9 protein-coding genes and 2 pseudogenes are annotated in these 12,995 nt (G+C 45.8%); 3 read left to right on the top strand and 8 right to left on the bottom strand.

The features are described 5' to 3' along the window. Nucleotides 1-172: 172 nt before the first annotated feature. Together VOR_RS0113435 and VOR_RS17290 are read right to left on the bottom strand one after the other, a co-directional pair. Complete coding sequence (locus tag VOR_RS0113435; RefSeq protein ID WP_010320213.1) at nt 173-1,126, bottom strand: TDT family transporter; 954 nt, start codon at nt 1,124-1,126, stop codon at nt 173-175. 101 nt (nt 1,127-1,227) lie between these two features. Beyond that, nucleotides 1,228-1,734 (bottom strand): annotated as a pseudogene (locus VOR_RS17290) (chloride channel protein); the annotation flags it as partial. 481 nt (nt 1,735-2,215) lie between these two features. Here VOR_RS17290 and VOR_RS0113425 point away from each other — a divergent pair. Then, nucleotides 2,216-3,202: a CobW family GTP-binding protein gene (locus VOR_RS0113425; RefSeq protein ID WP_010320211.1), complete on the top strand. Its 987-nt coding sequence runs from the start codon at nt 2,216-2,218 to the stop codon at nt 3,200-3,202. Nucleotides 3,203-3,318: 116 nt separating this feature from the next. On the opposite strand, the gene VOR_RS0113420 is transcribed toward VOR_RS0113425, so the two are convergent. The 6 genes from VOR_RS0113420 to ylqF all read right to left on the bottom strand — a co-directional run bounded on the left by VOR_RS0113420 (nt 3,319) and on the right by ylqF (nt 10,141). Next, the gene (locus VOR_RS0113420) at nt 3,319-4,038 is read right to left on the bottom strand and encodes an ABC transporter ATP-binding protein (protein WP_010320210.1); all 720 of its coding nucleotides are present in this window, start codon (nt 4,036-4,038) and stop codon (nt 3,319-3,321) included. Further along, complete coding sequence (locus VOR_RS0113415) at nt 4,031-5,314, bottom strand: ABC transporter permease (RefSeq protein WP_010320209.1); 1,284 nt, start codon at nt 5,312-5,314, stop codon at nt 4,031-4,033. The genes VOR_RS0113420 and VOR_RS0113415 overlap by 8 nt, the downstream gene beginning before the upstream one ends. 2 nt (nt 5,315-5,316) lie before the next feature. After that, nucleotides 5,317-6,534: an ABC transporter permease gene (locus VOR_RS0113410; RefSeq protein WP_010320208.1), complete on the bottom strand. Its 1,218-nt coding sequence runs from the start codon at nt 6,532-6,534 to the stop codon at nt 5,317-5,319. Further along, complete coding sequence (locus VOR_RS0113405) at nt 6,531-7,817, bottom strand: TolC family protein (protein WP_010320207.1); 1,287 nt, start codon at nt 7,815-7,817, stop codon at nt 6,531-6,533. The genes VOR_RS0113410 and VOR_RS0113405 overlap by 4 nt, the downstream gene beginning before the upstream one ends. Next, complete coding sequence (locus VOR_RS0113400) at nt 7,807-8,940, bottom strand: efflux RND transporter periplasmic adaptor subunit (RefSeq protein ID WP_010320206.1); 1,134 nt, start codon at nt 8,938-8,940, stop codon at nt 7,807-7,809. The genes VOR_RS0113405 and VOR_RS0113400 overlap by 11 nt, the downstream gene beginning before the upstream one ends. Before the next feature lie 256 nt (nt 8,941-9,196). Beyond that, the gene (gene ylqF / locus VOR_RS0113395; RefSeq protein ID WP_010320205.1) at nt 9,197-10,141 is read right to left on the bottom strand and encodes a ribosome biogenesis GTPase YlqF; all 945 of its coding nucleotides are present in this window, start codon (nt 10,139-10,141) and stop codon (nt 9,197-9,199) included. 509 nt (nt 10,142-10,650) lie between these two features. Here ylqF and VOR_RS0113390 point away from each other — a divergent pair. Both VOR_RS0113390 and VOR_RS17955 read left to right on the top strand, forming a co-directional pair. After that, nucleotides 10,651-11,493 (top strand): DUF4123 domain-containing protein, encoded by an 843-nt coding sequence (locus tag VOR_RS0113390; RefSeq protein ID WP_029627196.1) that lies wholly within the window; start codon nt 10,651-10,653, stop codon nt 11,491-11,493. A gap of 2 nt (nt 11,494-11,495) precedes the next feature. Further along, nucleotides 11,496-12,995: pseudogene (locus tag VOR_RS17955) on the top strand (lipase family protein); the annotation flags it as partial.

Below are 12,995 nucleotides of genomic sequence, written 5' to 3'. Positions count from 1 at the left end.
AAATGCCAGCTGACAAAGGATATATTGAATATTAATTTAAAATTGTCACGAATGAGTTTTTATTATTTTGGCTGCTATTGCAAATTAAGGTATAGTGTCTTCTATATTGTTCGTCACTGCCTAGGCTTATCCAGCCCTAATTTGTTTTTAATTAAAGCTAAATATTAGATTTTCATTTATTAGTAAACAATTCATGCCAATACATTTTTATATAACCAATAGAAACCCAAACGACTAAAAAAGTAGCAATAATCAATTCAAATAAACCAAATTGATGTAACCAGTGCCATTGCGGGTACTGTCCTTCAAAGAAGGTGGTTAAACGATGCATGGCGATAGCACTGATGACAGAAGGGAAGGTCACCGCAGCAATAGACGGTTGAAACTTGAGCCTGAGCAGACGGATATAGCAAAGGTAAATAAGTAGTGTCATGGTGATGGCAATGCCAGCCAGTGCGCCTGTTAATATTGGGTCAGGATGAGGGAAGTTGACCAAATACGTCGCGAGGGTGAGGTTAATAGGTGCAGCCATAATGGCGAGTGTTGGGCGTGCGCGTTTAGGTAACATTCCTGCAAACACCAAACGATATAACACCAACGGCAGCATAAAAAAATAGATAGCGATACAGACAGAGACGAGTGTTTCTGAAAAGACAGTGTGACCAAATTGCGTGCCAGCGAGCGAGCTACTGATTAACCCAACCGGATAAAGAAACCAGCTTGGAACAATATGGTTGATTTTAAAGTTCATGGCCTGAAAACTGAAGAAAAGCAGCATCATGGTGAAGTGTAGCAAGAGTGCGGCAAACCAAATAGGATAAGCAATAAGCGGTGAAATTAAGGCGAGATAATCACTTAGTATCAGTAAAGCCATGCTCATCGGAGCCATCAAGCTACCTGAAAGAGGGTGGCGAATGTCCTCCATGAATGTCTTGAAGCTGGTGAGGTATTTCAGCAATACAGGCAGCAATAATAACGCACCGAATAGTGCCAAATAGGGGCGAATAACGAGGCCGATCGAGGGAATATAAAGCGCCCACGCATGGCCGAGACTGATCACACCTAATGCCAGTGCCGCTTGAGAGGGCGGCGTACTTTGTACTTGAATTAACCTTTTCCAGTTCAACGATAAACTCCATGTCATCATTTGCTCTAGAAAATGAATAATGAATTTCTAGCAGCCAGCAAACGAGCGCATTATCAAGTTTATCGAGTTGTGGTGCAACAGTCATTTTTGATGCGGAAAATATCCGACACCATTCGGCCAATGGCTCCCCCCATTTGAACGGTGGGCCCTTCGCGTCCCAAAACCATACCTGAACCTAATGCGCCCATACCGCCAAAAAACTTCACTGGCAGTACTCGCCACCAACGAACGGGGCGCATACCATCCATCGCGCCTTCAATTTCAGGAATGCCAGAACCAGCGGCTTCGGGCGCAAACCGGTGCACAAGGAAATAACCGATAAACGCCAACGCTGCACTGATAAGAAAAGCGGCCAACCACAAGGGTAAGATATTACCAATCTCACTTTTTAACCACTCGGTGCGCGTTTCAGAAACCAGGTGCACAGCGGCCTCAAAGTAAGTACCAACAATCCCAGCAAGAATACCGACAATGAGCGAAAGAAAAAGGATTGAGAGTGGTGTTTTGTCCTTAGAGAGAAATTGGTTAATCGTATCTTTTGGAACTTTTGCAAGCAGTGACTGTTTCAATCTCTCTGTTTTGGTCATCGAAAAAGGGCCTCGCTTGGTCAGGTAAGAACATATTTTGTTACAGAATTATACGCATCAAAGCAGTGAACTATAGCGTCAAAGCTGCAATGTTGATTTCCATATCTGGAAGATGAATAGATTCTCTGCTTCAAAATGAGATCTGAGCTAAAAAACAGAGATTGAACCTTGCTAAGCCAGCCAAATGAACCATAGTTAAAGCGTAAGGCAGATTCAGATATCGTACAGGGAGGAATTCAAGCCTTACCTACAATTTGGATGGAATCAGCAATATTTCAATTCTCTGTCCTCGTTTATGATCGGGTTGCATCTATAGTCCTCCCGATTCGCGAACTCACGATTGAGTTACGAGGGGAAAGGCGCGCTCACCGTAGTGCGCCTTTTGTCGTTTATGTACCTCGGCTCATTGTTGCCTGTCTAACTGGCAAACCATGCACTGGCTTCTTATTTCGGTATATACTGCCGCAAAAGGAGTGCTGACATGACAAAAAAAGTACCAACTAACATTATTACCGGTTTTCTTGGTGTAGGAAAAACGACGGCCATTTTGAATTTATTGAAGAATAAACCTGCTGATGAAAAGTGGGCGGTGTTGGTCAATGAGTTTGGAGAAATTGGTATTGATGGGGCGATGATGTCTGACCAAGGCGCGCTGATCAAAGAGGTCCCGGGCGGCTGTATGTGCTGTACCGCGGGTGTTCCTATGTCTGTTGGAATTAACGCCTTACTCAGGCAAAAGCCCGATCGTCTATTAATTGAGCCAACAGGGCTTGGGCACCCTAAGCAAGTGGTGGCGACTTTAACTTCTGATCAATATGCACCGTATGTCGATTTAAAAGCCACGATCACTTTAGTGGATCCACGCAACTTGCGTAATGAAAAATACACATCCAACCAAAATTTTAATGACCAATTGGCCAGTGGTGATGTGGTGATTGGCAACAAAGTGGATCAATGCACTAGTGCCGATGTGGATGCGTTTAATGACTGGGTGACTGATCAATCACCCGCGAAGATTTTTAGCAAGTTAGTCAAGCAAGGTGAGTTGCCTTTAGAATTATTAGATATTGAACGTCTTCACGGCGCAGCTTCTACTCATATTGAAGCGCATCACCATCATCATGCTTCGTTAGAACCACAGTTTGCCTTACAGCCGGGTAAAGCGTTTGTGCGCAAAGAAAATCGGGGCCAAGGCTATTTCAGCTGTGGTTGGTTAATCGGCGCTGAATACCATTTTGATTTTGATGAGCTCTTTTCTATGCTGAGTGCCCTGACCGCTGAGCGTGTTAAGGCGGTCGTCAATACCGATAAAGGATGCTACGCCTTCAACATCAACCAAGGAGTCGTTTCAGTGAATGAGATGAGCTTAGAAGGGTTTGAATCACGCTTAGAAGTGATTGACTCACAGCTCATGCCATGGGATCAACTCGAAGCGGTATTGCTGAAATTGGCGGGTATCTCTCAATAGGATCCAAAGAAAAACCAACAAAGAAAGAACAAAGAAAAAATGAACTAAGAAAGGCGAACTGGAACAGCTTCGTCTTTCTCGTTCACTTTATAACTTCTTACAATGCGTTGAGCTATTTATGGCTGCCTTGTTGCGTGATCAACACGTTCATCAGATAAAATCTGCCCATCTTTGATATTCACTATTCTGTGAGTTCGCTTCGCTAATGCGAGATCGTGAGTGACGACAATAAGCGTTCGTCCTTCTTGATGAAGCTCATTGAACATGGCTTCAATTTCAGCGCCTGATTTTGAATCTAACGCTCCTGTCGGTTCGTCGGCTAAAATAATTTGCGGATCATTGACCAACGCGCGCGCAATCGCCACCCGCTGTTTTTGCCCCCCAGAGAGCTGGTTGGGTTTATGCTGCATTCGATCGCCAAGCCCCACTTTTTCTAATAGTGTTGCGGCACGTGCTCGGCGCTCTTTTAATTTTACCCCGCGATAGACCAAGGGTAGGGCGACGTTATCGAGCGCATTAGCGTATTCGAGCAGGTTGAAACTTTGAAAAACAAAGCCAATTTTTTGATTACGAATATGAGCCAATTGATGGCTGCTGAGCGAGGCGGCGGCCTTGTCGTCCAACTGATATTCACCCGAGGTAGGAACATCCAAGCAACCGAGGATATTCATTAAGGTTGATTTACCCGAGCCAGATGGCCCTAAAATAGAGAGAAATTCGCCTGTTTGAATCGATAGCGAAACGTCGTCTAACGCTTTGACCAACTCCTCACCACTGCGATAGTGCTTGCTGATATTGGTCAATTGAACAAGGTTCGGTAAGTTTTGTTTATTCACTTTGTAATGCCTCTAATGGCGTAATGCTAGCCGCGCGATTGGCGGGAAACCACGCGGCAATCACACCGACAATCGCCAGCGCCGCGATCACAAGAAAGACAATCGAAAACGACAGTTCAGGTAAGGGTTTCTCTAATTGCTCAAACAGCATGTTGCCTTCTAAGGGAGCGTATCTTAATAAGGTGATCAGCCCGTAAGTGGATCCTAAGCCAGCTAAACCGCCAAGCGACATCGTGAGCAAGGCTTGCACTAAATAATGGAGTTTGATGGTGGTTGGCGTAGCTCCGACGGCCATTCGTACACCGATGTCTCGCGTGGATCGTTTTACCGTGGCGTACATGACATTGGCAATACCAATGCCTGCTACGCCGAGGGTAATGAGCCCAATAATGCCCAAAAAGCCTTGTAGACCGAATAAGAAACGGCGCATGCTTTTTTGCCTCAATAGCATGTCTTCGACTTGCAAGATCTGTGCGTCTGAAGCACTGGCACCGTACTTTCTGGCGATCACTTGTTTAATCACTTGCGCGGCTTTTTCGCGATCAACCGTGGCATTGAGCTGCACATTGATCGCTGCAATCGCTGCGTTGGGGTTAAAACGTTGCCAAGTGCGAAAAGGCACAAATACCGCGTAGTCAATAGGGGTTCCTTGTTCTACCTCTGCACTTGTCTGCGCTATCACGCCGATAACGGTAAAGTTTTCATCACCTATTTTTATCAATTGACCTACGGGATTTATGCTCAGCGTCTGGGGTTCCAGCCAACTCCAACCATCCTCAGAATTGAACAATTGCACTGCGGCGTTATAACCGAGTACAACCACTTTACGCTGCTGTTGATTATCGAGCGGGTTGATCCATCGCCCTCCTTTAGCTATCTCAATACCAGTTAAGGACTGATATTCTGGGTTAACCGCTAGCGGGCGCTGCCATGCGCCATTGTCTTGGTTTCTCACGCGTTTGTCCCATTGTGCGCTGACTTCAGCGCGTTGGATAAAGGGCAGCGCACGAACAAGATCGACATCATCCGCTTGCAAAGAGAGTGCTTTCCCTTCAAAAAAGCGCCCGGCGGTCTGGCTGGCGTAACCCCCTGTCACATAAAGCAAATTGCCATTGCCACTTTGTGATGAGCGTGTTAGCCCTTGGCGTAATCCTTCGCCTGTTGCGAGCATGGTAGCGATGCAAAGTGTGCCCCAAGCCACGGCTAAAATAGTGAGCAGTAAGCGCAGTTTTTCGGCCGCCATCTCTTGATAAATTTGCCTGATAGGTAACATCATGATTAAGCCCTCGCACTTAAGGCGATGACGGGGGTGAGGTTGGCGGCACGCTTTGCTGGGAAATAAGCGGCCAGCAGCGCAAACAACGTGGTGACGAGCAGTGACCAGCCTAAAGCCGGCGCAGTGATGACTGGTTCGCCGAGCCAATCAGGTAAGCCGATGTAATTCAGTAATAGCACTACCAGATAGGAGAGGAGCATTCCCAACACTGCACCTAATACCACTAGCAACCCACCTTCTAAAATAAACTGGCGTAAAATGATCTTCGGTGTTGCGCCAATGGCTAAACGCACACCAATTTCCCGCGTTCTTTCCGTGACAGAAAGGAACATGATATTGGCGACGCCCAAAGCGCCGACCGCAAGCGTCATCGCTCCACTTGCCCCTAAAAATAGTTGTATACCTCGAAACAAGGCATTGAAAAACTGAGCGCCGCTGCTGAAATCCGGTAGGCTTATGGCCTCAGTATCGCTCGGATCAAAATGTTTCTGTTTGGCGAAGAAAGAGAGGATGTTCATGCGCAATACCGCTGCGGGTATCCCTGCTGCGGGCTGCACAAGCAAAAATTCAGGCTCACTTTGCCAAAGATCATTAAAAGCGCTGCTTGGGATCATCACTTGGCTGTTTTCATTGTTTATAGAAATGCCCCCTTCTTGCTGCTGAGTAATACCGACAACCGAGAAGGGAATGGTATTGACTTTGATCGTATCACCAATAGAGAGCTGACCAACTTGTGCCAGTTGCCAACCAAGCACCGCAATTCGGGAATGGTTTTGCTGATCGCTGGCGTGAATGCCGCGTGACCCCGCGGTCAGTTGCAAGTTGCGCAATGCTAAAAATTGGGAGTCGATCCCGCTGACGTAACCGGGAAGTGTTCGGCCTTTGACATTCGTCACTTTAGCATCCCATTTTCCGTAGATAACTGATAATGCGCTGATGTTTGGGTGCTGTGCCAAAGCGCGCATTTCCGGCTCTGAAAGGGTAATCGCTCGTCTTGCTGCAAGCCCTTGCCAAGGTTTGGTGGTTTGGCTGGGGAAAGCCATTTGTGTATCGCTCATTAACAGCGCGAAAGATTGTGTATTGACGCGATAAAATCCTTCACCTAAGGCAACGAGCACTAAAACAGAAACAATACCCCAAACGATAGCAATGACCGCGAGGGCGCTGCGTAACCGATGGGCAAGCAGTGTTTGCACGACTTGTTGTAGGCTTGAGATCATGAGTGCAGAGCCTGAGAGAGCGAAGCGATCACGTCATCGTCTAACTGCCCAGCAGTTTGCAGCAGGCCAATCCGCTGCTTCCAATATTGGTACAATCGCCGTTGTAGACTGTTTTTACTGTTAAACAGAGCGTTATGGGCGTCAATCAAATCAGAAGCTTCAGTCATTCCTGACTCATAAACGGTCTGTTTACTTTTTAAAGCTTGCTCTCTTGAGCGGACTTGTAACTGAGCCATCTCCACTTGTCGCCAATCCAGATGGATTTGGCTAAAGCCACTTTGAATTTTGCGTTTAATCTCGATATCTACCTTGCGCAGTACTTGCTTGGCACTTAAGACTTGCAGCGCAGCCTGATCGACCGTGGCGCGCGTGGAACCATTCAAATCCAACGGAATTTTTAAGCTTAAACCTGCACTGAGATCCCCATCTCGACCCTGATCATTGTCTTGGTAAGAAACACGGCCAGATAAGGTGGGATAATATTTGGCTTTGGCGGCATCTCGGCCAAATTCCGAAGCGGCGACTTCCTGCTGGGCAGCCAATAACTCAGGGCTATTATTCTGCGCAAGCTTTAACCATTCAGTTTCGCTGCTGACCTGCATTGGCGGTTCAATGAGGTCGGTCGTTTTAATTTGGTCAATGTGCTGTGGGTCTTGATTGATGAGCGCGATAAGGGCTGACTTTTTCTCTTCTAGAGCGGCTTGCGCACTCAGTATATCCGCTTGCTCATCGACGTGGTTGGCGCGCATGTCTTCCAATGCCGTTGATTGAATTTTTCCTGCTTTGTAGCGCTGCTCGGTAATCTTCAGCAGTTTTGCACCTTCTACGAACTTTTGCTCAGCAAGTTGTCGATCGCCTTGTGCGCTGGCGAGATCGAGATAGGCATACAGTAATGTTGCAGCCAGCTCATTATGTGCAGTCTTCACTTTTAATTGTGATGCTACATAGCTTGCTTGAGATTGGTCGAGTTGTGCCCAATTAGCACTATCCCAAATGGTTTGATTTAATGTGGCACCATAACCTTTAGTGTTATTGCCATCGTCATCCCATGAGGTATCTGCGTTGACTTCAAAAGAAGGTAAAAGTGCACTTTTGGTACTTCGGACCTCTGTTTCACTGATTTGAGATTGGATCTGCGCTTGTGAATAAGTAGGGTCAAAAGCTTTTGCGGCTTGCCAAGCTTGTTCAATAGTGATGGCGTGAGCTGAAAAAGTCACCGCGCCACAGAACGTCATTAGCGCGGCTGCTAGCGCATTAGGTTGAAAAGGGCGCTTAGTGGTCATCTTTGCCTCCCAATAAACTGTTGTCGATGATCACATCGTCCGCTGATAAACCCGAAATCACTTCCACATTAATGCCATCGGACAAACCTAAGCTTACGGCGCGCACTTGGTAACCTTGTTTTGACTGATCTGGGATTAAGACTTCAGGTTTTTCACCGCTAAATCGTAATGCGCGTTCTGGAATGGTGACGACGTTTTCCACGCTCTTTAATGTGATCTGTGCCGTAGCAGAAAAGCCCGAGCGAATCACCATATTGTCAGGAAAACGAATCTGGTTAATCTCTATTTCAAACCCATTATCAAAGCTGGTCGTTTTAGTATCACTAGGGTTATTCAACTTATCAGATTGAACCGCAACTTTGCTTAATACGCCGCTGATTTCTGCTTCTGGATACGGTGCTAATATTAAGTTGACGGCCATCCCAGCGGCGAGTTGCGCCGCATCATGCTCACTGACACTGCCTTTGAAAATCATGTCATTCATATCGGCAATCGACATCATTTCAGTCGCCGCTTGGCTTGAGGCAGTGGAAATGATCGGCTCTCCTACTTCCACTTTTAGGTTTAAAATGGTGCCATCAATGGGGGCGACGAGTGTGGACGTGAGTTTCGAATCGCCAACCGATGCTTCACCGCTGCGGATCAGCTCAAGGTTCTGCCTTTTTTGTTGCACTTCGGCTTGTTTTGATTTCAGCTCTGATTTTGCTTGGATTAGCTCACCGTAGTTTTCCGGCACAATCTTTTGTTCAACTAACTGCTGCAAGTTTGCCAGCGTCTGTTTGGCGGAATCTAAGCTCGCCTCACTTTGCATTAATTCGGTAGTCGCGTCAGTTAACGCTTGCGGTGTTGGATTTGGGCGCACTTTGATCAAAGGCGTGCCCAAGGTAACTTGTTCACCGACCCGATGATAAATTTCACCGACAATCCCCTCAATTTGCGATTTTATAGATACCGAGTGAGCCGGCACGATTTGGCCAACAGCGATTGCCTGTTTGGCAATATTTCCCTGTTCAACGGTTAGAGTGGGGAAGGCCGAGAGAGATTCATTGCTATTGGTGGTTAGATAGTAACCCCCGCCGATTAAGGCGGCGCTAATTACCGCGATGGCCCAACGCTTTTTCATGAACGATTCCATATCAAGGAGAAAAGAAACAATGGTGGTATGACTTGAGTGTCATCAGAAAGTTCCTTGATGCTATAGAAGTAGCGCATAAAAACCTGTATTGATTTGTCATGATAATGTCAGCTAGAAATAGCAAGCAGCAAGCAGCAAGCAGCAAGCAGCAAGCAGTTGTCTGTTCTGATGAAAAGGGCGATCATTGACCGCCCTGATGGTAATAGTAGAAATGAGGTGTAGCGTAGAAGGATCCGAGAGGAATTTAGCGCTTATTACGCAAATAACGTTTACGACGCTCTACTTTTTTGGCTGCTTTTTCCTCGGCTTCTCTGGCCGCTCGTTCTTCCACTTCCACTAACTCTTTGGTGATCATTTCAGGGCGTTCAAGAGTAATTTGGCCGAGAATACCTTGGCGTAACTCATGCAGCAGGATCTCCGACGCTTTGTGCAGGTCAATACGGCCACCGGGGCGCAGAGCACCACGTTTGCGGCCAATTTCTTCCATCCATTCCACGTCAGATTGAGGTAGCTCATCGATTTGATAACGCTCTTGCAAACGCTCAGGATAAGCTTGCGCTAAATACTCAACAGTATAAAAAGCTACATCCTCATATTCCATTGCCGTATCTTTTACTGCCCCCGTGGCGGCTAGGCGAAAACCACTGTGTGGGTTTTCCACTTTAGGCCATAAAATTCCCGGGGTATCAGACAGCACAATGCCATTTTGCAAATTGATACGTTGTTGGCGGCGCGTAACGGCGGGTTGGTTACCTGTTTGAGCCACAGCGCGACCGGCTAACGTATTGATGATGGTTGATTTACCGACGTTCGTGATACCCATGATCATGGTGCGAATATTTTTTCCCACTTCTTCACGATGTGGTGCCAACTTACGGCAAAGCTCCATGATCTTATGCACTTCTTGAGGGTTAGACGTGGTTACCGCCATTGCTTTCACCCCTTGTTCTTTCTCAAAATGGTCGATCCACAATTGCGTCATTTCAGGGTCTGCTAGGTCACGTTTATTGAGCACCTTCACACACGGTTTATTACCACGCAAATGAGAGATAAGTGGATTTTCGCTGCTAAACGGGATACGAGCGTCCAACACTTCGATAATCACATCAACTTGCGGAATGACCTCTTCGATCTCCTTACGTGCTTTATGCATGTGCCCCGGAAACCATTGAATTGTGTTGTTAACCATTTGAAAACTGCCTTTTAATGTAAAAATTCTGCTGGTGGAGGAAGAGAGTTTTTATTGATGTTTATGAGAATCATCAACAAGGTTTACTGATAACCACCGCAGTTTTAGATGTGACGATGTTAACATTTAATTGGCGAGGCTGGAATCTAAGCTGTGTGGTGAACTTTACATGTTCTCTCAAAGGTGGGGCGGCTTAGGATTGACGACGCTCGTGCAGTTACATCTCTTATCGTTGAGAGAGCACTAAACCGAGCAAAAATTCGTTCATATTGCGCCTGATTAAGAAAGTTTTTGCCTAGCGGAGCAATTTATTGCTCAGACAGTGAATGAGTCAACGTTAAGTCATTGAAATATAATGCGTTAACACTGGCATTGCTTTTGCTTAGTGAGGCATTACATTATGCGATGCGATTCACGAAAAAGGACCAAACTATGTCAGCCGCTCTTCGAACCATTTCTTATCAAGCGTTATTAAACGCAGAGCAAGCCCATATGCCAGCCGTAAGATTATGCTCTACGCAGGGGAAACCATCATGATCCTCTCTTGGTTTCAACAGCAGCAAAATCATCGCTATTGGTTAGTTGATCGCAAGCTTCACAAGCAGGCCTTACAGCAAAATGGGGGCTTTGGATTTGAAGAGGCCGTGCCTCTGTTTTATGGTGCAATGTTTACTGAGGTGATGCCACTCTCTCCATGGTTAATCCCTGTTTCTGAATCGGTATTGTCGCTCCCTGAAGCGTTACTTGAACAGGGTATTGGGCTGTCAAGCCATGCCGTGGGTGATGAAGTTTTGCAGCATCTTCGCAGTTTATTAATTGCCGGATTAGAGGGCGAGGAAGTGATGTTTCGCTTTTACGATAGGTCGGTCATTATTGCTATGCTAGCGAGAATGGACCAATCAGAAGTGAACCAGTTTTTGGGCAATATCAATCAATTGGCTGCATTAGGTGATGGAGATCAAGGCCACTTAGTCACGTTTGACAACACCTCGCACGCGCCATTCAATGCTCAGCAAGGCTCTTGGTGGGTGATAAAATCGCATCATCTTGATAAACAAGAGAACTTACCTTTGTTAAAAGCTAACCTTGAATCTTGGTTATGGCAGCATTTCCCCAAGGCAATGGACCAGCACCTTACGCAATGGCGTGATATCGCTTCCATGCTCACACCGTTTCTCTCTGCTGCTGAGCAAACCTTAACGTATCGTGTGATGAGCGCGGCCATCGCGGCGATTATGGGTAACGAATACTTGGCTCAGCCTAGCATGATAGAACTGATCAAAAACAATCAAAATGAAGAGATTAAATACGCTTTGCATGCCTTAAGTCGCCAATTACAACATGAGGGATAATCATGGATTCATTTAACTATTGCGTGCAGTGCAATCCCGAGAAAAATTGGTTGGAACTGGAGTTCATGAGTGAAAACGATGAACCGATTGATGGCCTTGCCGTCACCATTACGAACAAAATTTCGTCCCATACACACACGCAAACCACCAGCGCCGGTAGAGTGTTATTTGCAAATATTGCCGCAGGTGAATGGCGCGCTTCTGTCAGCCAAGCCTCTTTGTTAAGCGAAGTCGAAAAGTACGCCAGCCGTAAAGAAGGGCAAGAGTCGCCAGTGAAAATCCGTGCATCGGCAGAGTTTGATGCTGTTGATCAAAGCCCGAAACGGTATCACAGCACTACCATCGGTGATTTTTGGGATGAAGCCCCGCAAGATGAGTTTTTACAAGAGCATCATAAAGGGATAGATACCAATGCCTCTGCGGAAAAAGCAGGATTCAGCCTTAGCCACAACCAAAGTTACGTTTTCGAAATCAAAGCACTGCGCAGTTATATGCCAGTGATTATTGATACCGATGAATTTAGTTTGGTGAATAGTTACACCTTTGCGTTGTTGTCCAAATTAGCTTATGCGACTGATAAAAAAAGTATTGATCTAAAATCAGAGGCTGACAGTACTGGGAGTATCGGAACAGTTATAAATCAGTTCAAGTCTAGGCAGTTGCCGATACAGTCAGGTAATCAAAAAGTGAGATGGCTTGTCGAGGAAATACCTTACAGCAGAGCGCTGAATTTTAAATACTACGATAACCGCCAGAAACATGCCCAAGGCTATATCCTGTTCAATGAAGAAATAGCTATTGTTTCAGTTAGAGGTACTGAGCCGAGTTTTTACGATAAAGATAGTGTCATTGATCCAAATTCAAAATTCATCATTACTAAAGTGGCTAACGGCATTGACGCTGTACTTAATTCGCCAGGTATAAATGACCTTGTTAAAACAGACTAGGATGCAGCACAAATAGCGCCTAATGAATTTGGAGGGGCCTATGTCCATCAGGGGTTCTATCAATATTCGATGGCGTTATGGGAAAACACACTACTAGCTGATGATATTTTAAAAAACCATGCTACTAAACGATTTTATCTTTGTGGGCATAGTTTAGGTGGTGCTGGGGCATTGCTGCTCAGTGCATTGATTAAAGATAGCCTCCATCCTTCAGTATTGCGTTTATATACATATGGAATGCCACGGACAGGAACGCGCAGTTTTGTTACCCAGTATCAGGATATTCTGCATTATCGTCATGTTAATAACCATGATGGAGTTGCTCAAATCCCCATGACATGGGCAAATACCGATATTACAGAAGGACTCGATAAATGGGATGTATTTAGTAGCGGTATAACGTTGATTAAGAAAATGCTCACCGATAACGACGATGATAATTATCTGCACCATGGTCATTTATCACAGCTACTGACTTATCAAAAACCAGATCAGATTCTACTAACGCCCAGACAAACACAAGTGACGATGTTAGACATGGTAAAATTAGCCACT

Origin of the sequence: Vibrio ordalii ATCC 33509, from assembly GCA_000257205.1 — a bacterium.
Classification (GTDB): Bacteria; Pseudomonadota; Gammaproteobacteria; order Enterobacterales; family Vibrionaceae; genus Vibrio; species Vibrio ordalii.
Note: the sequence above shows the minus strand (reverse complement) of the source record. Positions and strands in the feature narration are given on the sequence as shown.